Source organism: Amycolatopsis sp. NPDC051371 (assembly GCF_040682155.1).
Lineage (GTDB): Bacteria > Actinomycetota > Actinomycetes > Mycobacteriales > Pseudonocardiaceae > Amycolatopsis.
Map to the genome: position 1 here is coordinate 1 of NZ_JBFBAG010000013.1, position 24968 is coordinate 24968.

Annotated in this window: 26 protein-coding genes and 4 tRNA genes; 8 read left to right on the top strand and 22 right to left on the bottom strand. The window is 69.3% G+C overall.

Annotation, left to right across the window (positions count from 1 at the left end):
- Positions 1 to 45 precede the first annotated feature (45 nt).
- The 7 genes from AB0M59_RS17720 to rplJ form a co-directional block, all read right to left on the bottom strand.
- On the bottom strand, positions 46 to 1371 hold the full coding sequence (locus AB0M59_RS17720; RefSeq protein ID WP_364615975.1) for an MCE family protein: 1326 nt from the start codon (positions 1369 to 1371) through the stop codon (positions 46 to 48).
- The gene (locus AB0M59_RS17725; RefSeq protein ID WP_364615977.1) at positions 1368 to 2204 is read right to left on the bottom strand and encodes an ABC transporter permease; all 837 of its coding nucleotides are present in this window, start codon (positions 2202 to 2204) and stop codon (positions 1368 to 1370) included. Before AB0M59_RS17725 ends, AB0M59_RS17720 begins: the two co-directional genes overlap by 4 nt.
- Before the next feature lie 4 nt (positions 2205 to 2208).
- Positions 2209 to 2961, bottom strand: a complete 753-nt coding sequence (locus AB0M59_RS17730; RefSeq protein WP_360676183.1) for an ABC transporter permease — start codon at positions 2959 to 2961, stop codon at positions 2209 to 2211.
- A 38-nt stretch (positions 2962 to 2999) separates the two neighbouring features.
- The gene (locus AB0M59_RS17735; protein ID WP_364615979.1) at positions 3000 to 4193 is read right to left on the bottom strand and encodes an ABC transporter ATP-binding protein; all 1194 of its coding nucleotides are present in this window, start codon (positions 4191 to 4193) and stop codon (positions 3000 to 3002) included.
- Positions 4194 to 4481: 288 nt separating this feature from the next.
- The gene (locus AB0M59_RS17740) at positions 4482 to 4619 is read right to left on the bottom strand and encodes a hypothetical protein (protein ID WP_364615981.1); all 138 of its coding nucleotides are present in this window, start codon (positions 4617 to 4619) and stop codon (positions 4482 to 4484) included.
- 116 nt (positions 4620 to 4735) lie between these two features.
- Positions 4736 to 5119, bottom strand: coding sequence for a 50S ribosomal protein L7/L12 (gene rplL / locus AB0M59_RS17745; RefSeq protein ID WP_364615983.1), 384 nt, complete (start codon positions 5117 to 5119; stop codon positions 4736 to 4738).
- A gap of 51 nt (positions 5120 to 5170) precedes the next feature.
- Positions 5171 to 5725, bottom strand: a complete 555-nt coding sequence (gene rplJ, locus AB0M59_RS17750; protein WP_364615985.1) for a 50S ribosomal protein L10 — start codon at positions 5723 to 5725, stop codon at positions 5171 to 5173.
- Positions 5726 to 6002: 277 nt separating this feature from the next.
- On the opposite strand from rplJ, the gene AB0M59_RS17755 reads away from it, so the two are divergent.
- Complete coding sequence (locus AB0M59_RS17755) at positions 6003 to 6836, top strand: hypothetical protein (protein ID WP_364615987.1); 834 nt, start codon at positions 6003 to 6005, stop codon at positions 6834 to 6836.
- Position 6837: 1 nt separating this feature from the next.
- On the opposite strand, the gene AB0M59_RS17760 is transcribed toward AB0M59_RS17755, so the two are convergent.
- The 6 genes from AB0M59_RS17760 to AB0M59_RS17785 all read right to left on the bottom strand — a co-directional run bounded on the left by AB0M59_RS17760 (position 6838) and on the right by AB0M59_RS17785 (position 10444).
- Positions 6838 to 7605, bottom strand: a complete 768-nt coding sequence (locus tag AB0M59_RS17760; protein WP_364615990.1) for an alpha/beta fold hydrolase — start codon at positions 7603 to 7605, stop codon at positions 6838 to 6840.
- A 70-nt stretch (positions 7606 to 7675) separates the two neighbouring features.
- A complete protein-coding gene (gene rplA, locus AB0M59_RS17765; protein ID WP_364615993.1) occupies positions 7676 to 8395 on the bottom strand; it encodes a 50S ribosomal protein L1 in 720 nt (239 codons plus the stop codon).
- Between the two features lie 81 nt (positions 8396 to 8476).
- The gene (gene rplK, locus AB0M59_RS17770) at positions 8477 to 8914 is read right to left on the bottom strand and encodes a 50S ribosomal protein L11 (RefSeq protein ID WP_364615996.1); all 438 of its coding nucleotides are present in this window, start codon (positions 8912 to 8914) and stop codon (positions 8477 to 8479) included.
- A 73-nt stretch (positions 8915 to 8987) separates the two neighbouring features.
- The gene (gene nusG / locus AB0M59_RS17775) at positions 8988 to 9830 is read right to left on the bottom strand and encodes a transcription termination/antitermination protein NusG (RefSeq protein ID WP_364615999.1); all 843 of its coding nucleotides are present in this window, start codon (positions 9828 to 9830) and stop codon (positions 8988 to 8990) included.
- 74 nt (positions 9831 to 9904) lie between these two features.
- Positions 9905 to 10345 carry a preprotein translocase subunit SecE gene (gene secE, locus AB0M59_RS17780; protein ID WP_364616002.1) on the bottom strand — a complete coding sequence of 147 codons (441 nt, stop codon included), beginning with the start codon at positions 10343 to 10345 and terminating at the stop codon, positions 9905 to 9907.
- Positions 10346 to 10371: 26 nt separating this feature from the next.
- Positions 10372 to 10444 (bottom strand) — tRNA-Trp (locus AB0M59_RS17785).
- A gap of 349 nt (positions 10445 to 10793) precedes the next feature.
- Between AB0M59_RS17785 and AB0M59_RS17790 the strand changes: the two genes are divergently transcribed.
- Complete coding sequence (locus AB0M59_RS17790; RefSeq protein ID WP_364616485.1) at positions 10794 to 11678, top strand: TIGR03619 family F420-dependent LLM class oxidoreductase; 885 nt, start codon at positions 10794 to 10796, stop codon at positions 11676 to 11678.
- 4 nt (positions 11679 to 11682) lie between these two features.
- On the opposite strand, the gene AB0M59_RS17795 is transcribed toward AB0M59_RS17790, so the two are convergent.
- Positions 11683 to 11898 (bottom strand): hypothetical protein, encoded by a 216-nt coding sequence (locus AB0M59_RS17795; RefSeq protein ID WP_364616005.1) that lies wholly within the window; start codon positions 11896 to 11898, stop codon positions 11683 to 11685.
- Positions 11899 to 12139: 241 nt separating this feature from the next.
- Between AB0M59_RS17795 and AB0M59_RS17800 the strand changes: the two genes are divergently transcribed.
- The gene (locus tag AB0M59_RS17800; protein ID WP_364616008.1) at positions 12140 to 13042 is read left to right on the top strand and encodes an SGNH/GDSL hydrolase family protein; all 903 of its coding nucleotides are present in this window, start codon (positions 12140 to 12142) and stop codon (positions 13040 to 13042) included.
- A 192-nt stretch (positions 13043 to 13234) separates the two neighbouring features.
- Here AB0M59_RS17800 and AB0M59_RS17805 read toward each other — a convergent pair whose 3' ends face one another.
- The 6 genes from AB0M59_RS17805 to AB0M59_RS17830 form a co-directional block, all read right to left on the bottom strand.
- Complete coding sequence (locus AB0M59_RS17805; protein WP_364616011.1) at positions 13235 to 13633, bottom strand: MaoC family dehydratase; 399 nt, start codon at positions 13631 to 13633, stop codon at positions 13235 to 13237.
- Positions 13630 to 14079: a MaoC family dehydratase N-terminal domain-containing protein gene (locus tag AB0M59_RS17810; RefSeq protein ID WP_364616013.1), complete on the bottom strand. Its 450-nt coding sequence runs from the start codon at positions 14077 to 14079 to the stop codon at positions 13630 to 13632. The genes AB0M59_RS17805 and AB0M59_RS17810 overlap by 4 nt, the downstream gene beginning before the upstream one ends.
- Before the next feature lie 77 nt (positions 14080 to 14156).
- Positions 14157 to 14321 carry a 50S ribosomal protein L33 gene (gene rpmG, locus AB0M59_RS17815; protein ID WP_005152047.1) on the bottom strand — a complete coding sequence of 55 codons (165 nt, stop codon included), beginning with the start codon at positions 14319 to 14321 and terminating at the stop codon, positions 14157 to 14159.
- 51 nt (positions 14322 to 14372) lie between these two features.
- Positions 14373 to 14445 (bottom strand) — tRNA-Met (locus AB0M59_RS17820).
- A 50-nt stretch (positions 14446 to 14495) separates the two neighbouring features.
- Positions 14496 to 14568, bottom strand: a tRNA-Thr gene (locus tag AB0M59_RS17825).
- Between the two features lie 80 nt (positions 14569 to 14648).
- Positions 14649 to 17294: an EAL domain-containing protein gene (locus AB0M59_RS17830; RefSeq protein WP_364616016.1), complete on the bottom strand. Its 2646-nt coding sequence runs from the start codon at positions 17292 to 17294 to the stop codon at positions 14649 to 14651.
- 298 nt (positions 17295 to 17592) lie between these two features.
- Here AB0M59_RS17830 and AB0M59_RS17835 point away from each other — a divergent pair, with 298 nt between their 5' ends.
- The 3 genes from AB0M59_RS17835 to lon all read left to right on the top strand — a co-directional run bounded on the left by AB0M59_RS17835 (position 17593) and on the right by lon (position 21961).
- A complete protein-coding gene (locus tag AB0M59_RS17835; RefSeq protein ID WP_364616019.1) occupies positions 17593 to 18531 on the top strand; it encodes a GNAT family N-acetyltransferase in 939 nt (312 codons plus the stop codon).
- Between the two features lie 69 nt (positions 18532 to 18600).
- Positions 18601 to 19455: an SAM-dependent methyltransferase gene (locus AB0M59_RS17840; protein ID WP_364616022.1), complete on the top strand. Its 855-nt coding sequence runs from the start codon at positions 18601 to 18603 to the stop codon at positions 19453 to 19455.
- A 100-nt stretch (positions 19456 to 19555) separates the two neighbouring features.
- Positions 19556 to 21961 carry an endopeptidase La gene (lon, locus tag AB0M59_RS17845; RefSeq protein ID WP_364616025.1) on the top strand — a complete coding sequence of 802 codons (2406 nt, stop codon included), beginning with the start codon at positions 19556 to 19558 and terminating at the stop codon, positions 21959 to 21961.
- Positions 21962 to 22166: 205 nt separating this feature from the next.
- Here lon and AB0M59_RS17850 read toward each other — a convergent pair.
- Positions 22167 to 22249 (bottom strand) — tRNA-Tyr (locus AB0M59_RS17850).
- Positions 22250 to 22367: 118 nt separating this feature from the next.
- Between AB0M59_RS17850 and AB0M59_RS17855 the strand changes: the two genes are divergently transcribed.
- On the top strand, positions 22368 to 22859 hold the full coding sequence (locus AB0M59_RS17855) for a YajQ family cyclic di-GMP-binding protein (RefSeq protein ID WP_364616028.1): 492 nt from the start codon (positions 22368 to 22370) through the stop codon (positions 22857 to 22859).
- A 33-nt stretch (positions 22860 to 22892) separates the two neighbouring features.
- On the opposite strand, the gene AB0M59_RS17860 is transcribed toward AB0M59_RS17855, so the two are convergent.
- A complete protein-coding gene (locus AB0M59_RS17860; protein ID WP_364616031.1) occupies positions 22893 to 23567 on the bottom strand; it encodes a hypothetical protein in 675 nt (224 codons plus the stop codon).
- Between the two features lie 200 nt (positions 23568 to 23767).
- Here AB0M59_RS17860 and AB0M59_RS17865 point away from each other — a divergent pair, with 200 nt between their 5' ends.
- A complete protein-coding gene (locus AB0M59_RS17865) occupies positions 23768 to 24907 on the top strand; it encodes a sialidase family protein (protein WP_364616034.1) in 1140 nt (379 codons plus the stop codon).
- Positions 24908 to 24968 lie beyond the last annotated feature (61 nt).

Here is a 24968-nt window from a genome sequence, read left to right on the forward strand (position 1 = left end):
CGACCACGAAGACGCCGAGCTTGATCAGCGGTGCGAGCAGGCCCCTCACTTCACCGTCACCTCCGCCCCGCGGTAGAGCGGTCCGACGAGCAGTGAGCTCCAGCCCGGGACGTCGGCCGCGTTCATGCCGAGCTGCGGGCCGAGGAGGTCGGCCAAGAATCCCTGCTCCGCGGGCGAGTAGGCCAAATCTCCGCCGCTACCGTTGCCGCCGGCCGCGTCGGCCTTGAACTTGGCCGGGTTGAGGCCGTCGGCCACGGTCTTCGGCGCGGTCTGGTGCTTCGTGCCGTCCTGGAACGCGCCGTCCGGCGGCTCCGACGGGAACGGCTTCGGGATGTCCTTCATGTCGTAGCACCGCGGGCCGCGCTTGTCGTCGAACCGCGGCTCCTCCTTGCCCGCTTCGTACGGCCCGCGCGGCACGATGATCTCGATCGTCGCGTGCAGGCCGGGCTGGTTCGTGCCCTTGCCGAGCGCCTGGTCGATCAGCGGCACGTTGTCGGCCATCTGGGAGATCACGCAGGGGTACTCCGGCGCGTACTTCGCCAGCAGCTCGGCCGTCGGCCGGGCGGTGTCGGCGAGGGAGATGATGTTCTCCTTGTTGTTCTGCAGGAACGTCTGCAGGTCCACCGAGGCCTGGGTCAGGCTGCCGTAGAGGTTCGACAGGTTCTGCTGCTCGTCGACCACGGTCCGGGTCGTCGTGCTCAGGTTGTCGAGGCTCTGCACCAGGTCCGGCGCGGCGTCCTTGAGGTGGTCGGAGAACTCCGCGAGCGCCTTGAGGTTGTGCTGCAGCTCCGGCTCGTGCGGGTTCAGCTCGCCGATGTAGGTGCCCAGCTGCGTCAGCGTGTCGCCGAGCTGGTCGCCGCGGCCCTGCAGCGCGGTCGAGATCGCGGTCAGCGTCGCCGACAGCTTCTGCGGCTGCACCGCCTGCAGCACCGGCATCAGGTGCTCGAACGCCTGGTCCAGCTCGATCGCGCTCGACGTGCGGTCCTGCGGGATGACGTCGCCGCTGGCCAGCGTCCTGGCCGACGGGTCCTTCGGGATCTCCAGCGAGACGAACCGCTCGCCGAAGAGGGTCTTCGGCAGGAACCGCGCCGAGACGTTCTCCGGGATCAGCTTCGCCGACTCCGGGCTGAGCGCGAGCGTCAGCTCCGCGCCGTGGTCGGTGGCGACGATGTCCTTGACCGAGCCGACGATCAGCCCGCGCACCTTGACGTCGGACTGCTTGATCAGCTGGTTGCCGATCTTGTCGGCCTGCAGCTTGACCGTGACGACGGACGTGAACGCCTTGTCGTACATGGCGATGGACAGTGCCACCCCGCCGACCATCACGGCGATGAGCGCCAGGCCCAGCAGCCTGCGTCGGAGCGTCCTCATCCCGCGATCCTTACCGTGACGTCGGTTCCCCAGATGGCGAAGCCGATGAAGAAGTTCATGATCGACACCGTGACGATCGAGAGCCGGACCGCCTTGCCGACCGCGACGCCGACCCCGGCCGGCCCGCCGGTCGCCCGGTACCCGAAGTAGCAGTGCGACAGGATGATCAGCACGCTGAAGATCAGCACCTTGATGAACGAATAGAGCACGTCCTGCGGTGGTAAGAACAGGTCGAAGTAGTGGTCGTAGGTACCGGCCGACTGGTGGTAGATGTAGATGACGACCAGTCGTGACGCGAGGTACGAGCTCAGCAGGCCGATGATGTAGAGCGGGATGACCGCGACGAACCCGGCGATGATCCGCGTCGTCACCAGGTACGGCAGGCTCGGCACGCCCATGACTTCCAGCGCGTCGATCTCCTCGGAGATCCGCATCGCGCCGAGCTGCGCGGTGAACCCGGCGCCGACCGTGGCGCTCAAGGCGAGCCCGGCGACCAGCGGCGCGATCTCGCGCGTGTTGAAGAACGCCGTCAGGAAGCCGGTGAAGGCCGACGTCCCGATCGAGTTCAGCGCCGAGTAGCCCTGGAGGCCGACGAGGACGCCGGTGAACAGCGTCAGGCCGACCATCACGCCGACCGTGCCGCCGATGACCGCGAGCGAGCCGGAGCCGAAGCTCACCTCGGCCAGCAGCCGGAGGACTTCCTTCGTGTAGCGGCGCAGGGTTCGCGGCGTCCACAGGAGCGCGCGGCCGTAGAACGACATCTGGTCACCGAGGGTGTCCAGTGTCTGCAAGGGACGGTTGGCGACGCGTTTCGCGCCCTGGAGGAACGTCATGGCGCTAGTCCAGCTTTCCGGGCACGATCTGCAGGTAGATCAGGGTGATCACGAAGTTCACGACGAAGAGCATGAGGAACGTGATGACCACCGACTGGTTCACCGCGTCCCCGACGCCCTTCGGGCCGCCGGAGGGGTTGAGACCCCGGTAGGACGCGACGACGGCGGCGATGAACCCGAAGATCAGCGCCTTGAACTCACCGACCCAGAGGTCGGGCAGCTGCGCGAGGGCCGAGAAGCTCGCCAGGTACGCACCCGGCGTCCCGCCCTGCAGCACGACGTTGAAGAAGTAGCCGCCCAGGACGCCGATGACGCTGACCATGCCGTTGAGCAGCAGCGCGACCAGCATCATCGCGAGGGTGCGCGGCACGATCAGCCGCTGCACCGCGGAGACGCCGAGCACCTCCATCGCGGCGATCTCTTCGCGGATGGTGCGCGCGCCGATGTCGGCGCAGACGGCGGAGCCGCCCGCGCCCGCCACCAGCAGCGCGGTGACCAGCGGACTGGCCTGCTGCACGGTGGCGAGCACGGAGCCCGCGCCGGTGTAGGACTGCGCGCCCAGCTGACGGGCGAGCGAACCGAACTGCAGCGAGATGACCGCGCCGAACGGGATCGCCACGAGGGCCGTCGGCAGGATGGTCACGCTCGCGATGAACCACGACTGCTGGATGAACTCCCGCAGCTGGAACGGGCGCTGGAACAGGCCACGGATGATGTCGAGGCCGAGGGCGAACAGGTTCCCGGTTTCGCGGAGCATGCCGATCCCGGGAATCTTCGCCTGTGATGCGGGAGAACTCACCGGCCACCTGGCCCGTTGCTCGGTGGCATCCGGTGCGTGCCGGGTCTCGGCGGCTGGCCGCCGCCCGGGATCCGGGCGACCTGGTCGGCGGGCAGCTGGCCGTGGTGCTGGTTCGGGACGCCGTCACCCTGCCGGGCGCCCACCGGGGCCTGCTGCTGTTGCTGCTGGGCCTGCGCGACCCGGCGGGGGCTGACGCCGTAGTGGCGCTGCTCGTCCGGCGACAGGGAGGCGATGATGCTCTGCTGCGCGGCGTCCGGCAGCCGGTGCATGATCTCCATGACCCGGTCCTTGCGGCGGACGCCGCCCATCCGCGTCGGCACGCCCGGTGTCGTCTGCATCTGCGGCGGCACCCCGGTGACGTCCTCGACGCCGCCCGCGTGGTGACCGGCGTCGAACATCGCCTGCTCGGCGGCCATCTGCGCGGAGTCCTTCTCTTCGGACATGCCGATCGGACCCTGCATCTTGCCGTTGAGGAACTGCTTGACGACCGGCTCCTCGCTGGTCAGCAGCACCTCGCGCGGGCCGAACATGACCAGTTCCTTGCGGAAGAGCATGCCCAGGTTGTCCGGCACCGTGCGGGCCAGGTTGATGTTGTGCGTGACGATCAGGAACGTCGCGTCGATCTGCGCGTTGACGTCGAGGAACAGCTGCGAGATGTAGGTGGTGCGGACCGGGTCGAGGCCCGAGTCCGGCTCGTCGACCAGGATGATCTCCGGGTCGAGCACGAGGGCGCGGGCGAGGCCGGCGCGCTTGCGCATACCGCCGGAGATCTCGCCGGGGAGCTTCTTGTCGGCGCCGTTCAGACCGGTCATGTCGAGCTTCTCGAGGACGATCCGGCGGATTTCCGTCTCGGACTTCTTCGTGTGCTCGCGCAGCGGGAAGGCGACGTTGTCGTAGAGGTTCATCGAGCCGAACAGCGCGCCGTCCTGGAAGAGGACGCCGAAGAGCTTCCGGATCTCGTACAGCTTGTGCTCGGAGCAGGTGACGATGTCGACACCGTTGATCACGCAGCGGCCGCGGTCGGGCTTGAGCAGCCCGATCATCGACTTGAGGAACACCGACTTGCCGGTTCCCGACGGTCCGAGCATCGCCGACACTTCGCCCGGAGGCAGCGTCAGCGTGACGTCCCGCCAGATGGCCTGCTTACCGAAGGACTTCGTCAGACCTTCGATGACCACCTCGGCACCCATCGCACCTCCAGGAGCTGTTCCGCGTCATTGCGCCCGCTGCCACACCCATGCCACCCCATGCCGGCGGCGGGTGCGGGCCTGGCGCCCCAAGAACCCGCGTCAACCAGGTGCAACGAGCTGAGTGCGAACAGGTTACTCACCAGTTTTCTTTTCTGGCCAGCCCTGGTTCCATCGTCACCCCGCCGTGATCGGCAACTGCAGGCAACGTAGTCCATTCGGGGCAACGACGCAGATCCCCGAAGCCCGGAACCCACGATTTAGGGACCCGGGGCTATTCGGACACCGCTCCTAGGGGATCACGGTGAAAGCGGCGACGACCAGCAGGAACAACACGGGCACCGCCACCGCCGCCGCGGAGAGGGTCAGCAGGGGCTGGGGCGCGGACAGCTGCTGCGCGAGGAGCTCGATGTGCTCGGGGTCGGTCATGGTCATCGAGTCGCTGCGGGGGCCGTCGATGCAACAACCGGGCAGACGAAAGGGCGGGCACCCGAGTGGGTGCCCGCCCTTTCGCGGGTGATGCTTCGGCGCTTACGCGCCCGAGATCACTTGATGGAGATCTTGGCGCCCGCGGCCTCGAGCTTCTCCTTGGCGGCCTCGGCGGCCTCCTTGTCGACCTTCTCCAGGAGGGCCTTGGGAGCGGCCTCGACCAGCTCCTTGGCCTCCTTCAGGCCCAGACCGGAGACGACCTCACGGACGACCTTGATGACCTGGATCTTCTTGTCGCCCGCGCCCTCGAGGATGACGTCGAACTCGTCCTGCTCCTCGGCGACCGGGGCAGCAGCGGCACCCGGGGCGGCGGCGACGGCGACCGGCGCGGCGGCGGTCACGTCGAAGACCTCTTCGAACTCCTTCACGAACTCGGACAGCTCGAGGAGGGTGAGCTCCTTGAAGGCGTCGATCAGCTCGGCGGTGCTCAGCTTCGCCATGATGGCTTCCTCTCAGAAAAACGAACCAGAAAGTTCGGGGTGGGGGGTGGTTCAGCTCTCGGCGGGTGCTTCGGCTGCTTCGGTACCGGTGGCTTCGCGCTGCTTTTCCTCCAGCGCGGCAGCCAGGCGGGCGACCTGGGACGCCGGCGCCTGGAACAGCGCGGCGGCCTGGGACAGCTTCGCCTTGAACGCGCCCGCTGCCTTGGAGAGCAGGACCTCACGGCTGTCGAGATCGGCGATCCGGTTGATCTCGTCCACGGACAGCGCTTTGCCGTCCATGTAGCCGCCCTTGATCACAAGCGCGTTGTTGTCCTTCGCGAAGTCGCGAAGCGCCTTGGCGGCGTCAACCGCTTCACCCTCGACGAAGGCGATGGCGGTCGCGCCGACGAACAGGTTCTCGAGACCCGTGACGCCGGCGTCTTCGGCAGCACGCTTGACGAGGGTGTTCTTCGCGACCCGGTACTTGGCACTGGTGCCGAGAGCGCGGCGCAGCTGGGACAGCTGGGACACGGAGAGGCCGGTGTACTGGGTAACGACGGTGGCCGAGCTGGTGCGGAAGCTCTCCGCAATCTCGGCGACGGCCGCCACCTTGTCGGGCTTCGCCATGGTCGCCTCCTCTCTTGGCTAGTGTTTCCACTGGCGTCGAGGGGCCCCCGAAACGACAAAACGCCCTCGCGCAAGCAGGCGCGGGGCGTTGTACGGCACACGGTGGTGCCGAGCCTCGTTCCTCCTGCGCGGGCCGCCCGGCGAGTGCGGGACCTTCGTTCCCCGTGCGAACGGGGAAAACCAGCGGTCTTCGGTAGAACGTCTGGAACTATACCTTGTCAAGCCGACACCCCTTCTCCACCCCCACGTTCGAGGCGGCGTGGGGCATCATGGTCACGTGGCGGAGCAGCGCGATGACGGAAAGCCGGGCTCGGACATCGAACCAACGGGCTCGAACGCGCCCGCTTCTCAGCCGCCGATGGATCCGGACCAGCTGGAGCAGTTCAGGCAATTCCAGCAGTTCCAGGACTACTTGAAGTTCACGCAGTCCCAGCAAGGCAACCATCCGGCACCCTCCCCCGATGCCGGGGTGGTCCAGGCGGTCCCGCCGCAGCAGGGCGGGCAACCGCCGGCCATTCCCCCGGGCTACCAACTCGTCCCGGCCGAGCGCCGGCGGGCACCGAAGTGGCTGAGCTGGCTGGGCAAGAAGGTCATCGCGTGGGTCCTGGCGATCGTGATCCTGGGTGTGGCGGGAACCTGGCTGTACAACCACTTCTTCCCGAACGACGCGGGCAAGTCGTCGGCCCAGCTGGCCCAGGAGGGCGGCGGGAAGTACCAGACCAACCACATCCTCTCGACCAGCCCGTACGAAGCCGTCCGCGAGGTCTACGACGCCGTCGCGCAGAACCTGGTCCCGCAAGCCTGCGGGCGGATGGACGAGCCCGTCCAGCAGAAGTTCGCCCAGGACCTCGGGTACGCCGACTGCCAGGTCGCGGTGCACGAGCTGAACCGCAAGGTCACCAGCAAGAACGACTACGCCGAGTCGATGCCGTCGTACGTGTCGGAGCCCCTGCCCGGCGACCGGTTCACGATCAGCTCGTGCCGGTTCGGCATCAAGGGCGGTCCGGCGCTCGGCGCGTTCACCGTGCAGAAGGTCGAGAAGAGCCAGTGGCTGATCGTCGCGCACACCAACGAACCCACGCCGTGCCCGGCGGCGCCGCCGACCAGCTGACTCAGCGAGGAGCGGTCAAGAACGCGACCAGCGCCTCGGAAAACGCCGGCGACGTCACCGCCGTCATGTGGTCACCCGGGATCCGGACCAGCCGCGCCCCCGCGATCGCCGCCGCCAAGCGCTCCGGCTCGGCCGCCAACACGTCCTGATCTCCCGCCAAGACCAGCGTCGGCACGCCGATCGACGACAGGTCGAGGTGACCCTCCTGCGACGCCAGCGCCACCGCGGCCAACGCTTGGCGATCCCCACCGACCGCGTCGGCCAGCAGCCGGAACGGCACTCCGGACGGCGGGACCGTCGAAGGATCCTCGGCCAGCAACGCCGAAGCGATCTCCGCCGGTTTCACCACCCGCAGGTCGACGCCGCCGAAGTCGACGATGCCCGAGCCCACGCCGCCCGTGGCCAGGCAGCGGATGCGCTTGTCCGCCGCCGTCGCTGCCAGGGCGATGATCGCGCCCATCGAGTAGCCGACCAGGGACACCTCGTCGAGGCCCAGCTCGTCGAGCAGCGCCGAGATGTCGCGGGCCATGCTGTCGCCCGTGTAGCGGCGCTCGTCGTGGGGCTTCTCCGAACGGCCGTGGCCGCGGGCGTCCAGGGCGATCACCGTCAGGCCGGCCTTTCGCAGCGCCGCGACCACGCCGGTCGAGATCCAGTTCGCGTTCGTGTCGGCCGCGAAGCCGTGTTGCAGCAGCACCGGGTGGTGGGCGGCGTCGCCCTCCCAGACGGTGTAGTTCAACCGGAGGCCGTCGAACGACGCGAAAGTCGGCATGACCTCCATGAGACACGAAGAAAGGGCGCCCCCGCAGCAAGCGGGGACGCCCTTTCCGGTGATGTCCGACTCAGACGTTCGCGTCCTCGGAAAGGAGGTTGCGGGTCCGCAGCGGGTCGACCGGGATGCCCGGGCCCATCGTCGTGGTGAAGGTGACCTTCTTCAGGTAACGGCCCTTCGCCGACGACGGCTTGGCGCGGAGGATCTCGTCCAGCGCCGCCGCGTAGTTCTCGACCAGCTTCTCCGTGTCGAAGGAAGCCTTGCCGATCACCAGGTGCAGGTTGGCCTGCTTGTCGACGCGGAAGTTGATCTTACCGCCCTTGATGTCCTTCACGGCCTTCTCGACCGCGGGGGTCACCGTGCCGGTCTTCGGGTTCGGCATCAGGCCACGCGGGCCGAGGATGCGGGCGATGCGGCCCACCTTGGCCATCTGGTCCGGCGTCGCGATCGCGGCGTCGAAGTCGAGCCAGCCACCCTGGATGCGCTCGATCAGCTCGTCGGTGCCGACCGCGTCCGCGCCGGCGGCCTCGGCCTCGGCGGCCTTGTCGCCGACGGCGAAGACGATGACGCGAGCGGTCTTACCGGTGCCGTGCGGCAGGTTCACGGTGCCGCGGACCATCTGGTCGGCCTTGCGCGGGTCCACACCGAGACGCATCGCGACCTCGACGGTCGCGTCCATCTTGGTCTTGGAGGTTTCCTTCGCCAGCTTCGCGGCATCGAGTGGCGCATACAGGCGCGCCTTGTCGATGAGCTCTTCAGCCTGGCGGTAAGCCTTGCTGTGCTTGGTCATGCTTCTGTCCTTAAGTCAAAGTGGATCAGTGTGGTGACGAGCCGCACCCGGCTCTCCCACGTACTTCTGGTGCTGCAGACCTCAGGCGTCGACGACCGTGATGCCCATGGAGCGGGCGGTGCCGGCGATGATCTTCGCCGCCTGGTCGATGTCGTGCGCGTTGAGGTCGGACTCCTTGGTCTTGGCGATCTCGCGGACCTGGTCCCAGGTGACCTTGGCGACCTTGGTCTTGTGCGGCTCGCCGGAGCCCTTCTCGACACCAGCGGCCTTGAGCAGCAGGCGCGCGGCCGGCGGCGTCTTCAGCTTGAAGTCGAACGACCGGTCCTCGTACACGGAGATCTCGACCGGGACGACGTCCCCACGCTGCGACTCGGTCGCGGCGTTGTAGGCCTTGCAGAACTCCATGATGTTGACGCCGTGCTGACCCAGAGCCGGGCCGACCGGCGGCGCGGGGTTGGCCGCACCCGCCTTGATCTGCAGCTTGATGATCGCCGCAAGCTTCTTCTTCTTGGGTGGCATTTCTTTTCCTGTCCTGTACTACGTTCCCCGCGTACCTGCCGTGGACGTGGGGACTGCGGCCGCGCGGCGGCCGTCAGATCTTGGAGACCTGGTTGAACGACAGCTCGACCGGGGTCTCCCGGCCGAAGATCGACACCAGGACCTTCAGCTTCTGCCCGTCGACGTTGACCTCGGAGATCGTCGCCGGCAGCGTGGCGAACGGGCCGTCCATGACCGTGACCGACTCGCCGATCTCGAAGTCGACCTCGACGGCCGGGCCGCCGAGCGGGGCCGCGGTCGCGGTGGACTCGCCCTTGCCGCCCTTCGCCGGGGCTTCGTTCTCGACCTTCGGGGCGAGGAACTTCAGCACCTCGTCCACGGTCAGCGGCGACGGCCGCGAGGTGGCGCCGACGAACCCGGTGACACCCGGCGTGTTGCGCACCGCGCTCCACGAGGCGTCGTTCAGGTCCATCCGGACCAGGATGTAGCCGGGCAGCACCTTGCGCTGCACCTGCTTGCGCTGGCCGTTCTTGATCTCGGTGACCTCTTCGGTCGGGACCTCGATCTGGAAGATGTAGTCCTCGACGTCCAGCGTCGTGGTCCGGGTCTCGAGGTTGGTCTTCACCTTGTTCTCGTACCCGGCGTACGAATGCACGACGTACCACTCGCCGGGCGCGGCGAGCAGCTCGGAACGCAGCTTCGCGACCGGGTCCTCGTCGTCCGCGGCGGGCTCGGCCTCGTCCTCGGATTCCTCGGACGCGGCCTCGGCCACGTCTTCGGTGCCTTCGTCTTCGGTGGAAGCGGCTTCGTCGACCTCGTCGGACACCTCGACGGGCTCGAGGTGCGCGGACTCCTCGTCACCGAGTGCCGCGTGCACCTGCTCGTCGGAAAGCTCGGTCAGGTCATGACCGGCTGATGTGCCGTTGTCGGAGGTCACGTTCCGTCCTCTCAGTTGATCATTGTCGGGGTCAGGCCGGGACCTGGGCCCCTATCGGCGCGCGCCGGGGCGCGTCAGCCGAAGATCTTGCCGATGCCCCACTTGAATGCCAGGTCGAGCACGCTGACCAGGGCCACCATGAACACCACGAAGGCCAGCACGACCACGGTGTAGGTGACCATCTGCTTGCGGTTCGGCCAGATGACCTTACGCAGCTCCGCCCACACCTCGCGGATGAAGCGGATCAGCCGCGCGAACACCGACGCCTTCTTCGGCTTCTGGTCCCGCTTGGGGGTCGGAGCGCCCTTCGCGTCGGAGGCGGTCTTCTCCCCCGACTTCCCGGCCGGCCGGGACTTGTCGTCCGCACGTGCCGCGGACTTGCCCGCCGGACGAGCGGTCGCGCGGCGTTCACGCCTGGCAGCGGCTGTGACCGGGCGGGACTGGCTCTCGGGCTTGGACCCGGTACCGTCCTGCTCCTGCTCGCCGCCGCTGGCGTCGCTGTCGCTCACGACCACTCCTTCGCTCCACCAGTTCCGTTACGCAGGGGTGACAGGACTTGAACCTGCAACCTGCGGTTTTGGAGACCGCTGCTCTGCCAATTGAGCTACACCCCTGTGGAGCCCCGATCGCTCGGAGCCCCGGAGGACGCATTCCATCATCCCCACCATCCAGGCGGGGATGACCGTAGTGCGTTCCAAGTCCCGAAGTCTACGGCAAGCCTCACGAGAGCCCGCAACCGCGCCCCCCGATCGACCGCCGCACCCCGGCCGGCCAGCGGAATACTCCCCGCCGGCCACCCGATCATGCCAGGATGTCCGCCATGACGAGCATCCCGGACCCCCGGAAAGCGGGTTGTGACAACCGGGACTTCGCCCCGGGCCGGGGGCGCCGCCACCCAGACCTCCTGAAAAGCGGCCAGCCGGCCGCTCCGCCACGTCCGTCCGTCGTGGACCGGTGAGCGGGATGCGGCTCGGGCTGGCGCTCCCCCAGTACGGCCCCCTCGCCGACCCTGCCGCCGTCGCGCGCTTCGCGACCGCCGCGGAGGACCTCGGCTTCGGTTCGCTGTGGGTCGGCGACCGGATCCTGACGCCCCGGGAGCCGTCGGACCTCTACCCGGGCGGCGGGACGCCGGAGCACCCGTACCCCAAGGAGTTCGAGACCTTCGCGGACCCGTTCACCACGCTGGCCACCGCGGCCGCCGTGACCCGCACGGCCCGCCTGGGGATGAGCGCGCTGACCGGCCCGGTCTATTCCCCGGTGCTGCTCGCCCGGGCTCTGACCTCGCTCGACCTCGCCAGCGGCGGCCGGCTGGACGTCGGCCTCGGGCTCGGCTGGCTGCGCGAGGAGTACTTCGCGACCGGGGTGCCGTGGGACGGGCGCGGCAAGCGGCTCGACGCGATCCTCGACGCGCTCGACGCGATCTGGACCGGCGACCCGGTGGCGCACGAGGGCCCGCAGTGGCGGATCGCGCCGTCGACGGTCGGCCTGCGCCCGGCGCAGGACCCGCGGCCGCCGGTGCTCCTCGGCGGGTTTTCGCCGCCGGCGCTGGCCCGGGTGGGCCGCCGGGCCGACGGCTGGCTGGCCGGCTGGATGCCGCAGCAGTACCTGACCGGCCTCTGGTCGGTCGCGCGGGAAGCGGCGGAGAAGGCCGGACGTGACCCCGGCACCCTGCGGCGCGTGCTGCGGATCAACCCGCGCGCGGGTACCGGGGTCGAGACGGTCGCGGACGTGGCGCCGTGCCTGGACGTGGCCCGCGAGGAGGGCGTCACCGAAGTGCTGATCGACCTGCACTACGTCGCGAAGGACGTCGACCACGCCCTGGAGCTGGCGGCCGAGCTGACCGCCTGAGGCGTCAGCTCTCGCTGTCGGCGAGGGTCGCGAGCGCCTGGGCCTTCGCGGCGAACTTCCACTTCGCGAGGTCACGGATGGTCTTGATCTTCAGCTCGGCCAGCAGTTCGTCGTGCTTCGGCGTGAGCCCTTCGAGCGCGGACGGCGGCGCGTCCAGCAGCTCCTTGATCGTCTTGTCCTCGTAGGCCTTGTCGACGAGCTTGTTCAGGTTCAGGCTCACTGCGCTTCTGCCTTTCTCGAAAGACGTCATCGAACGCGCCCACCCTCGCCGTGATCGCGTTCTCCCGCAACCGTCGCTCACCCACACAGGGTCGCCCGGCGAACAACTGCCGTCTGGCCGGGAACTGGCGGCGGCGCTAGGAGATCAACGTCCACCGCGGCCTCGGGAACGATCTCTTCGCCCGGCACGTCACCCGGATTGACTAGGTTCCCGCCAGTCCTGGTTCGGTAGAAACGAAGGTGTGGCGAAGAACAGCGGGGGCGGCTGCCTCGTCGTGGTACTCGTGGTCGGGCTTCTGGCTTTCGGGTACTACAAGTGGGATCACGGCTCGTCGTCCGCGCCGCCGGCGGGCGCGGCCACCGGCGACGGCACCGGCCGCTACGTCGCGCTGGGTGACTCCTACACGGCCTCGCCGCGCACCGGGAAGAACGTCGGGACCCCGCCCGGCTGCGACCGGTCCGACGACAACTACCCCCGCCTCGTCTCGGCGGACCTCAAGCCGGCCGAGTTCGCCGACGCCAGCTGCAGCGGCGCGACGACCGCGAACCTGACCGCCGCGCAGAAGACGTCGAACGGCACCAACCCACCCCAGCTGGACGCGGTCACCGCGAAGACGACGCTGGTGACGCTCGGCATCGGCGGCAACGACGTCGGCTTCCTGCAGCTCGCGTCGTCGTGCGCGACGGCGCACCGGTCCGGGTCGCCGTGCCGGGACCGGCTCACCGCGGGCGGCCACGACCAGCTCGCCGAACGGATCGACGCGGCCGCGCCGAAGGTGGGCGCGGTGCTGGACCGGATCCACAAGCAGGCGCCGAAGGCGAAGGTGGTCGTCGTCGGCTACCCGACGGTGCTTCCCGACGGCGACGGCTGCTGGCCGGTCCTCCCGGTGGGCGCCGGCGACGTCGACTACTTCCGCGGCGCGCTGGGCAAGCTGAACAAGATGCTCGAGGACCAAGCGGACGCCCACGGCGCGGGCTACGCGGACACGGCGACGCCCGGCAAGGGCCACGACGTCTGCTCGGGGTCGGACACGCGGTGGGTGGAGGGTGTGGTGCCCACCTCGCACGCCGCGCCGATGCACCCCAACGCTCGCGGGGAGCAGGGGATGGCCGATGCCGTGCTGGGTGTGTTGAAGCTGCCTTAGACGGGATGTCTACCGGAGTGGCTGCCGGCACCCCGAAGCCGGATTGTGACTACGGCCGGCGGCACCGCGTCAAGGCGGGAACGATGCCTTGACCCGGTGGCGGCGGCCGTGTTCTGGCTTCGGATCGGGGTGCCGGGGGCGGGCTGGGCCCTCGTTGCCCTGCTTCCGATGCCGTCCTCACACCGCGCCGTTCTAAATACGCACCAGCGCTTGCGGCTTGCCCAGTACCGTCTTGCCGTCGTACTTGACCACCAGGTCGATGCGCGCGACGCCTTCGTCGTCGACCACGGCGACCTTGCCGGTGATCTCCACCAGCGCGCCCTCGGCCGTGTTGGGGACGACGACCGGGCGGGTGAAACGGGCGCTGAAGTCGACCAGGCGGCCCGGGTCGCCCAGCCAGTCCGTCACGACGCGGCCGGCGACGGCCATCGTGAGCATGCCGTGCGCGATGACGTCGGGGAGGCCGACCTCCTTCGCGAACGCCTCGTTCCAGTGGATCGGGTTGAAGTCCAGCGCCGCGCCGGCGTAGCGCACCAGCTGCTCGCGGGTGATCCGGACCTCGAGGGCGGGCAGTTCGTCCCCGGCGTTCACGCGTTCTCCCCCCGCACCACGAGCTGCGCCTTGGTGGTGGCGATGTGCGCGCCGTCGCCGTCGGTGATCTCGGCGCGCAGGTTGATGAAGTCGTTGCCGGCCCGGGCCATGATCCGGTCGATGTGCGTCGTCAGCAGCAGCGTGTCCCCGGCGTGCGCCGGACGGCTGTAGGTGAACTGCTGGTCGCCGTGGACCATCCGCGTGTAGTCGAGCCCCAGCTCGGGGTCGGAGACGATCGAGTTGATCGACGCCAGGTTGATGATCGTGAGGAACGTCGGGGGCGCGATGACGTCCGGGTAGCCGGCCGCTTTCGCGGCTTCGGGATCCCGGTAGAGGGGGTTGCCGTCGCCGATCGCGTCGGCGAACTCCCGGATCTTCTCCCGGCTCACTTCGTAGCTGGTCTGCGGCGGGTAAACCCGTCCGGTGAACGACTCGTCCAAGGGCACCCGGAGAGGCTACCAACAGCAGAAGAGCCGCCCCGGTGGTCCGGGGCGGCTCTTCGAAGCTGGTGAGAACGCGCTACTCAGCGGGTCTCTTTGTGAGTCCGGTGCGTACCGCAGTTCGGGCAGAACTTCTTCATCTCCAGGCGATCCGGGTTGTTGCGCCGGTTCTTCTTGGTGATGTAGTTGCGGTGCTTGCACTCTTCGCACGCCAGCGTGATCTTGGGTCGCACGTCGGTGGCAGCCACAGCGTTTCCTTCTCTCTCAGGTCCCGGGGGCGAGCCCCGGTCGTTACCGCGTAGCGGTGGCCGGACTTGAACCGGCGACACAGCGATTATGAGCCGCTTGCTCTGCCAACTGAGCTACACCGCCCTTACATGACCCAAGCCGCGACACGCAGGCGTGACGCGGCTGAGGTCGTGAGCCCCTTTACGGAATCGAACCGTAGACCTTCTCCTTACCATGGAGACGCTCTGCCGACTGAGCTAAAGGGGCCTGGCCTCTCGCGAGGACTTGGAAAGATTACCAAGGGGCTTCACCCGGCCGTGCAACCGGGGTCCCCGTAGCACGAAACCTCAGGTCAGCAGCGTAAGCACGGTCTCGGAGTGGCGTCCCGGAGAGCGTGCCGTGCGGGCCTGCAGCCACGCCTCGAGGCGGTCCTCCGGCAGCGGGCGCGAGATCAGGTAGCCCTGGGCGACGTCACAGCCCATCGCCTCGAGCTGATCGCGCGCCACGTCCTCTTCGACGCCTTCCGCGACCACCGTCAGCCCGAGCGAGTGCCCCAGCTCGACGATCGACCGCACCACCGCGAGGTCGCCGAGGTCGGTGCCCATGCCGAGGACGAAGCTCTTGTCGATCTTGACCTGGTCGACCGGCAGCTGCCGCAGGTAGGCCAGCGACGAGTAGCCCGTGCCGAAGTCGTCCACGGCGAGGGTGATGCCCAGCGAGTGCAGCTCGCGCAGGATCGGCAGCGCCTTCTGCGGGTCCGACATCACGCCGGACTCCGTCAGCTCGAACGTCAGCAGCTCCGGCGGGATGCCGACGCGCTCCAGCTCGCGGGCCACCTTGTTCGGGAAGTCCTCGTCGGCCAGGTTGCGCACCGACAGGTTGACCGCCACCGAGATCCGCAGGCCCTCGTCGAGCCACTTGCGGCAGCGCTTGAGCGCCTCGCCGAGCACGAACGACGTCAGCACGCCGATCAGGCCGGCCGCCTCGATGGCCGGGACGAACTCGTCCGGGCCGAGCCTGCCGAACTCCGGGTGCACCCAGCGGACCAGTGCCTCGACGCCGGCCACCTGCCGGTTCGGCAGGGTGATCTTAGGCTGGTAGTGGACGCTGACCTGGCCGTCTTCGAGGGACTGCCGGAACTGCGTGACCATCTGGAAGCGGCGCAGGAAGATCTGGCCCATGCTCGGCACGTACCCGCGGACCTCTTCGCCGCCCTTGGTCGCGCGAACGGCCACATCGGCGCGCTGGAGCAGGCCTTCGATGTCGACGACGTCGCCGGACTCCTCGGGCGTCGTCGTCGCGTAGCCGATCATCGCGTTGGCCTCGACCGACAGCCGGTCCACCGGGTAGGGCGCGGAAAGCTCTTCGCGCAGCCGTTCCGCCGCGGTGTGGGCGTCTTCGGGCGGGCAGCCGACGAGCAGCGCCGCGAACGACGCGCCTTCGAGGCGGGCGAGCGGGACGTCGGGGCCGAGCGCGTCGCGGATGCGGCGGCCGGCGGCGATCACCATCCGGTCGGCCCAGGCGTAGCCCAGCGCGTCGCTGACCGTCGAGAAGACGTCGAGGTCGATCCGCAGCACCACGGCGTTCGCGAAGTCCCGCAACGGTTCCTTCGCCACCTGCCGGAAGCCCGGCCGGTTGAGGTGCCCGGTGAGCGGGTCGTGGTAGGCGTCGTGGCGCAGGGTCGCGAGCAGGCGCCGGTTGTCCAGCGACGTCGCGAGGTGGCTGGCCATCGTGCCGAGCAGCTGGACGTCGTACTTGCCGAAGCCGCGCCAGCGGGACAGCCGGTCGTGCGCCTCGACGACGCCGAGCAGCTGGTTCGCGCTGCGCAGCGGGACGACGAGCGCCTCCTGCGCGCCGCGGTCGAGCAGCGCCGCGCGGACGTCGGGATTGGCCTCGGTGATCCGGAAGTGCCGGACGTGCGCGCCGGGCAGGCGCAGCAGCGGGTCGTCGGCGGCCGGGTCGGCGGGCGGCAGGTCGTCACCGGCGACGACCACGCGCATGGTGTCTTTCGGTTCGAGCCGGAGTCTCAGCACGACGCGGCCCGCGGCGAGCTGGTCCTTGATGCGCTCGGCGATCGTGGCCCACTCGCGGACGTCGACGCCGCCGACGAGCTCGTCCGCGCGGCTGGCCGGACGCGCCGCGGCCTGCTGGCCGGAGCGGGCCACCATCAGGCTGACGTCGGAGAGCGCCTCCATGTCCCGCTGCTCGCGCAGCAGGTCGGAGTAGGCCCAGTACAGCGCGGTGAGGCCGAGGAAGACGGCGAGCACCAGCGGCCACGCCTTGGGCGTGTTCGAGATGACGAGGTAGCCGGACAGGCCGACGGACGCGTTGACGAAGCCGACGACCAGGATCCGCGCGGTGAGCCGGACCGCGGTGCTGACCCGCATGCGGCGTCGCAGGACTCGGACCGCGGCCAGCGCGAGCAGCGTGCTCACCAGCGGCGCGGTGAGCGTGCCGGCCAGCGCGGCGACCCACGGGATCTTGTCGCCGACACCCGCGCCTACGGCGTACTTGACCAGTCCGGCGACCGCGAAGGCGCCGGTGATCTCGAGCAGGAACGCGCCCGCGTTGTAGAGGACGCGGCCGGCGACCTTGCGCGCGAGCAGCGTGCCGATGCCGGCGACCAGGTGCGCCGCCAGCACGACCTCGAACGGCGCGACGAAGAACCCGATGACGAGCGGGATCTCGGTGAAGGAGATGGTCCACGAGATGCCGCTGCGGACGTCGACGTTGATGCCGAGCTGTTCGGCGAGCAGGAACGCGACCGCGAGCACCGGCCCGATCCACAGCAGCCTGCTGTCCCAGTGGAACGGCAGCCAGGAGCCGACGGCGAACGCGGCGACGAGCCCGATGCTCAGGACGGCGAAGGTGTACGCGCGGAACCGGCGCTCGTCGGTGCGGGCCTCGGCGGAAACGGGCGGTGTCCCGGAAGCGGCTCCCGGCCCGGGCTGCGCCTGTGCGACGGCGTCGCCGTGGGCGTTGGTGTCCGGCATCCGACCTTCCCTCCCGGCTTGTCCACCGGTGCTGATCCGTGACTTCGGGTGTGGACAAGGGCCATACCGTACCCCGTAGGGCGTACCCGCGTCCCTTTCGAGACAGTAGGAGATCACCCCAGGGTTAACAATGCCTCGATGGCGCTGACCTGCGTGGACCAAGGGGTGAAACATCTGTGCCAACCGGGGCTTCGCCCCGGGCCGGGGGCTCCGCCACCCGGACCCCCGAAGACATCGGGTGACCGAAGCAGGGGTGGCTCCGTACGCACGCCATCCCGAGTCGCGCTTCAATGAGCCCATGCACAGCGACGTGATTGCCACCGAACACGCGGCCCGGCTCGCGGCGGTGGATCCCCTGCTCCCCGGTTCTTCTCCCTTCGAAGCGGCCGAAAGCGCCGTGGTGCTGGAGGTGGCGACTGGCGACTCGGCCGCGTCCGGCCTCGCCTCGCGCATCCAGGTCGACCAGGACGCCCCGAACGCGCCGTGGCGGGCGCTGACCGAGCACCGCCTCGACCTCCAGCTGGCCGGTCCGCAGCCCGCGGGAGCCCTCGATGCCCTCCTCACCCGATGGGATGAACATCTGCGCGCGGTCGCCGAGCGTGGCGACACCGAGACCGCGGCGATCGTCCCGCGCGCCAGCCGGGACGCCGCCGGCACGCGGGAAATGCTGCACCACGGTTTCGCGCCGCTGCGCGTGATCGCGGTCCGCCCGGCCGACCGGATGGTCCCGGCGGGCCCGCGCGGCACGCCCGGCGTCAAGATCCGCCGCGCCGAGCCCGGCGACCTCGGAACCGTCGTCTCGCTGGGGCTCGAGCTGCACTCCTTCGACGCGCAGTACGGCACGGTCAACCTGCGCAAGGGCGTCGAAGACATCATGGCCAAGGACCTGGCCGAACAGCTGGACCGCCCGGAACCGCCGCTGTGGATCGCCGAGCTGTACGGCCGTCCGCTCGGCATGGTGAACGTCCAGCACCCGGGCGAGACGCAGTGGATCAGCGACCGGGTCGCCGCCGGCCGCGTCGGCTACCTGTCGTCGCTGGCCGTCGCGGGGGAGGCGCGCTCGTCCGGCGTCGGTACCGCGCTGGCCACCCACGCCCACCACGTCCTGGACGAAGAGGGCGCCGACGTCGTCCTCCTGCACCACGCGGCGGCGAACCCGCTGTCGACGCCGTTCTGGTACGCGCAGGGGTACCGGCCGCTGTGGACGTACTGGCAGCGTCGACCAGCCGTTCGCTGAACCACTGGCGGATTACCCCTGGTCGCCAGTCCTTATAGGCTGGCTCCCGGAGAGCGAGGGGAGCCGGAAGTGACCGATCAGCGGGATTCCGCGCCGAGAGCACCCGAAGGCGTCGACACCGAGAAGCCGTCCGCGGCCCGGATCTACGACTGGTACCTGGGCGGCACGCAGAACTGGGCCGTGGACCGCGAGTTCGGCCGGCGCATGGAACAGCAGTGGCCGCTGGTGCGGCCCGGGTCGAAGCAGAACCGCGAGTTCATGAACCGCGCGGTGCGAGCCGCGCTGCGAGCCGGGATCCGGCAGTTCGTCGACCTCGGTTCCGGGGTTCCGACGGCCGGCAACGTGCACGAGGTCGTCGAGGCCGAGCTGCCCGAGGACCACGACGCGACAGTCGTGTACGTCGACTACGAGCCGGTCGCGGTCGCGCACGCGACGCTGATCCTCGAAGAGGAGGCGGCGACGGACTGGGCGGGCATCGTCCAGGCCGACATGCGGGACGCGAAGGCCGTGCTGCGCGCCGAAGAGACGAAGCGGCTCATCGACTTCTCGAAGCCCGTCTGCCTGATGATGATGGCGGTGCTGCACTTCGTCGGACCGGACGACGACCCCATCGGCCTCCTGAAGGCGTACCGGGACAAGCTCGCGCCCGGGAGCTGGCTGGCGATCTCGCAGATGAGCGAGGGTGACGGCGAGGGTGAGTCCCTGGCCGGGCTGCGCTGGTTCGTCGAGCAGTACCGGAAGACGAGCAACCCGGTGTGGCTGCGCGACCGCGAGGAGATCGAGCCGCTGTTCGGCGACTGGCCGCTGCTCGAACCGGGCATCGTGCACCTGCCGGACTGGCGGCCCGACCGCAAGCTCAACGCGCTCGAGGCGGAAGCCCGTCCGTACGCGTGGTGCGGCATCGGGGAGAAACCCCGCGCCTGACCTGCGGTTTCCCCGATCGCTGTGGGCGAACGCACCATCGGAAACAAACGCACCCATCGGAGAGTTGAGCTAGGCAGACTCAACTACACGAGGAGTGCACATGTCCGACACCCGCCTCCTGCCCGTGCTCCCGCTCGATGACGACGTCGTGCTGCCGGGCATGGTCGTCCCGCTCGACCTCACCGACACCGAGACGCGGGCCGCGGTGGAGTCCGCCCAGGCCAACACGCCGAGCCAGGCGTCCTTCCCCGGCATCCGGTCGACCGCCGGTGCCACCAAGGCCGAGGTCCTCATCGTCCCGCGCGTCCACGGCGAGTACGCCGAATACGGCACCGTCGCGACGGTCGAGCGCATCGGCCGCGTGCCCGGCGGCAAGGCCGCCGTCCTGCTGCGCGGCACCTCCCGCGCGCTCGTCGGCCGCATGGCCGACGGCCCCGGCGCGGCCCGCTGGGTGCACGCCGAGGACGCCACCGAGACCACCAACGACCGGACCGCGCAGCTCGCGGCCGAGTACAAGGCCGTCGTCATCTCGATCCTCCAGCAGCGCGGCGGCTGGCAGCTGATCGACGCCGTCCAGCAGGTCGAGGACGGCTCCGCGATCGCCGACCTGTCCGGCAACGCGCCCTACCTCGACACCGAGCAGAAGCTCGAACTGCTGACCACGCTCGACGTCAGCGCGCGCCTGGAAAAGGCGCTCGAGTGGAGCAAGGAGCACCTGGCCGAGCTCGAGGTGACCGACACGATCCGCAAGGACGTCGCCGAGGGCATGGAGAAGCAGCAGAAGGAGTTCCTGCTGCGCCGCCAGCTCGAGGCCATCCGCAAGGAGCTCGGCGAGCTCGACGGCACCGCGCAGGACGACGACTACCGCGCCCGCGTCGAAGGCGCCGAACTGCCCGACGCCGTGAAGAAGGCCGCGCTGGCCGAGGTGGACAAGCTGGACCGCACGTCCGAGCAGTCCCCCGAGGGCGGCTGGATCCGCACCTGGCTGGACACCGTCCTGGAGCTGCCCTGGAACGAGCGCACCGAGGACGTCTACGACATCGCGGCCGCGCGAGCGGTGCTCGACGCCGACCACGCCGGCCTCGACGACGTCAAGGAACGCATCATCGAGTACTTGGCCGTGCGGAAGCGCCGCGCGGAATCGGGTCTCGGCCCGGTCGGCGGACGCCGTTCCGGCGCCGTGCTCGCCCTCGCGGGCCCTCCCGGAGTCGGCAAGACGTCGCTGGGTGAGTCCGTCGCGAAGGCGATGGGCCGCAAGTTCGTCCGCGTCGCCCTCGGCGGCATCCGCGACGAGGCGGAGATCCGCGGCCACCGCCGCACGTACGTCGGCGCGCTGCCCGGCCGGATCGTCCGCGCCATCAAGGAAGCCGGCTCGATGAACCCGGTCGTGCTGCTCGACGAGATCGACAAGGTCGGCGCCGACTACCGCGGCGACCCGACGGCGGCGCTGCTCGAAGTGCTGGACCCGGAGCAGAACCACACGTTCCGCGACCACTACCTCGAGGTCGAGCTGGACCTGTCCGACGTCGTGTTCCTGGCGACGGCCAACGCGCTGGAGACCATCCCCGGCCCGCTGCTGGACCGCATGGAGCTCGTCACGCTGGACGGGTACACCGAGCACGAGAAGGTCACCATCGCCCGCGACCACCTGCTCCCCCGGGAGCTGGAGCGAGCCGGCCTGGGCACTTCGGACGTGGGTTTGACGGACGCCGCGTTCAGCCGGATCGCGGCCGAGTACACCCGCGAGGCGGGCGTGCGCGACGTGAACCGCACGATCGCGAAGGTGCTGCGGAAGATCGCGACCAAGGTGGCGCTGGACGAGGTTTCGCTGCCGCTTTCCCTCGACGCCTCCGACTTGGAGACCTACCTGGGCCGTCCGCGGCACGTGCCGGAGTCGTCGCTGCCGGCGTCGACCCAGCGGACCGCGACCCCGGGTGTGGCTACGGGCCTGGCGGTGACGGGTGCCGGCGGTGACGTCCTGTACATCGAGGCGTCGCTGGCGGACCAGGAGTCCGGCGCGTCCGGGCTGCAGCTGACCGGCCAGCTCGGCGACGTGATGAAGGAGTCGGTGCAGATCGCGCTGTCCTACCTGCGTTCGCACGGCGCGGAGCTGGAGCTCCCGGTGGGCGACCTGCGCGAACGGGGCATCCACGTCCACGTCCCGGCGGGCGCGGTCCCGAAGGACGGGCCGTCGGCGGGCGTGACGATGACGACGGCGCTGGCGTCGCTGCTGTCGGGACGGGTGGTCCGACCGGACGTGGCGATGACGGGCGAGGTGTCCCTGACGGGCCGCGTCCTCCCGATCGGCGGCGTGAAGCAGAAGCTGCTGGCGGCCCACCGGGCCGGGATGAAGACGGTGATCATCCCCCAGCGCAACGAGCCGGACCTGGACGACGTGCCGGCCGAGGTGCTGTCCCAGCTGGACGTCCACGCGGTGGCGAACGTCCGCGAGGTCCTGGACCTCGCATTGACCCCGGCTTCGACACCGGTCCCCCAGGCGGCGTAACCCCGAACGCCGCCACCCGGACGGCCGGTTTCCCTCTCCCCCAAGGGAAGCCGGCCGTTCTCCGGTTCCCGGCAAAGGCGACCACGGCGGGGGTCCAGGGCGGCGGAGTCCCCTGGCGGGGGTTTGGGGGTTCGACCCCCAAGAGACACAACGAAGAGAGCCTCGTCTGCGCATTCCGCAGACGAGGCTCTCTCGCTATCGAGTGTGGCGGGTGAGGGATTCGAACCCCCGTAGGCGTAAGCCAACTGGTTTACAGCCAGTCCCCTTTGGCCACTCGGGTAACCCGCCAAGACCGGGCGTACCGGCCGGAAAGAAGCTTACCCAACGGCTCCCGGTGGGGGTCAACCGGGATACCCGGGGCTAGGCTGGGTGGCCCCTGACTAGCGAGTACGAGGTGTGAGGACACGTGGCGGATCCCTCTTTCGACGTCGTGAGCAAGGTCGACCGCCAGGAGGTGGACAACGCGCTGAACCAGGCGAGCAAGGAGCTGGGCACGCGCTTCGACTTCCGCGGCACGGGCACGACGATCAACTGGTCCGGCGAGGAGGCGATCGCGATCGAGTCCGAGACGGAGGAGCGCGCGCTGGCCGCGGTCGAGGTGTTCAAGGAGAAGCTGATCAAGCGCAGCATCTCGTTGAAGGCGTTCGAAGCGGACGAGCCGGCCCTGTCGGGCAAGATCTACAAGCTCGGCGGCAAGATCATCCAGGGCATCGCCTCGGACAAGGCGAAGCAGATCGCCAAGTTCATCCGCGACGAAGGTCCCAAGGGCGTGCAAGCGCAGATCCAGGGCGACCAGCTTCGGGTCTCGGGCAAGAAGAAGGACCAGCTGCAGGAGGTCATCGCCCTGTTGAAGGGCAAGGACTTCGAGATCGCGCTGCAGTTCACCAACTACCGGTGACGCCGCCGCGGGCACCCGGCTCCGGGTGCCCGCTCAGGACGGCGTGACCGTCCACGTCGCTTCATAACCGTCGACCCTCAGGTACGCCGGGCCACGAACTTCCCGGTCCACCTCGACGTCGCCGATCTCATTGACCAGCAGGTCGCGAAGGTCTTCCGACTGCACCCACAGCCCGATGTTGCCGCGGGTCTTCGCCTTGAAGTGGACGTGCTGGATCCCCTCCGGGACGCGCAGGACCGCGTCGCCCTTGCCCGACGTCTCCTTGGCTGCCTCCGGGAGACTCCGGTAGTCCGCGATCGTCGCCGTCCAGGCCGCGTCCGCCAGGACCGTCACCTTTCGCGTCGGGCGGTCCGGCTCCGTGTTGAGCCACGTTGTGCCCTTGTACTTGCCGATTGCGTTGACCAGGCCGAACTCGCCGCCGTCGGTGCTGATGATCACGTTCGAGCCGCACTTCGGGCAGTCGAACGTGAAGAAGCCCAGCTGGTCCGCCGGCCACGACACCGCGAACTGGCCTTCGCCCTTGCCCGTGTGCGTCTCCGGCGGCACGTCGCGCAGCACCGGGGCCGCGGACGTCGTGGGCGGCGGCACGTCAGCGGAAGCCGAGCCTGAACCCGACGTCGACGGCCCGACGATCGTGCCGAACCCCGTCGCCGGAGCGCACGCGGACGCCAACAGCAAGACCACCAGGCAGGACAGCCGTAGTTTCATCGTTCCCCCTCGGGGCCACCAACCGGCCCCCCTGGTGATCTTTCGGCACCCTTTGCCGGAGCGTTACCGTCGCCCAGCGTGAGCGATCACCCGGACGGGCGCAGCAAACCCCTCGAACGCGCGAATGCGCCGTGTGACTGTCCACGAAGGACCCGGCCCGCGTGCTGTAATCGCGCGGTCACCGCTTGGAGAGGGTCGGAATGCGTCGCTTGCTCGCCTTCGTGCTGTCACTCATCGTGATCTGCGCGACACTGACCCCGGCGAGCGCCGCGGAGCGCAAGCAGCTCCTGCCCGGCCTCGGCTCCTACGCGCGCCTCGTCCGGCTCGACCACTCGATCTTCGGCCGCGGGCGCATCATCGCGGCACTGACCAGCGAAGACTCCAGCGGCAAGTTCACGCCCGTCATGGAGAGCACCGACGAGGGCGAGACGTTCCACCAGATCGGCGCCGTCCACGATCCCGACGGCCGGTACGGCATGTGCTGCGGCACGCTCTACGAACTGCCGCAGCGGGTCGGCCGGCTCCGCGCGGGCACCTTGCTCTGGGCCGCCTCCTATCGGCAGGACGCCGGGGCGCAGCGGCGCGTCGGGATCAAGGTCTGGGCCAGCAAGGACGGCGGCCGCTCGTGGGTCTTCCTGTCCGAGGCCGCCCGCTCGCACAACATCGACGGCATCTGGGAGCCCGAGTTCACCGTCGACGCCGGCGGCACGCTCTGGCTCCACTTCGCCGACGAGACGCAGGCACCGAAGTACGCGCAGGTCCTCAACCGCGTCGCCTCGACCGACGGCGTGAACTGGGGCACCAAGCAGCTCACCCTGGCCATCCCGCCGGACCGGGTCCGGCCCGGCATGCCGATCATCCGGCGGCTGCCCGACGACCGGTACTACTTCGCCTACGAGATCTGCAACTTCCGCGACCGCTACTGCGACCCGTACTTCAAGATCTCTCCCGACGGCGCCAACTGGGGCAGCCCCACCGATCCCGGCACGCGCGTGAACACCGCGAACGGCAACTACTTCCAGCACGCGCAGACGATCACGCTCTTCCCCGGCGGCCCGAACGGCGTGCGGATCGTCATGGTCGGGCAGATCTACACCAACGCGAAGGGCCAGCCGCAGCCGGGGAACGGCCAGGTGCTGCTGGCGAACGACAACTTCGGCAGCGGCAACTGGTACGAGCTGCCCGCCCCGGTGCACATCACCGGCGTCTACAACAACTTCTGCCCGAACTACTCCTCGACGCTGCTGCCGGTCGACGACGGCAAGAACGTCCTCGAGATCGCCACCGAGTGGCTCAACGGCCGCTGCGCCGCGTACTTCGGCAAAGGACCGGCCTTCTAGCGCTTCCCCATCGGGCCCGTGGTGCCTGCCAGTAGGGTGGCGGGGTCGTGGCCGCGGAGAG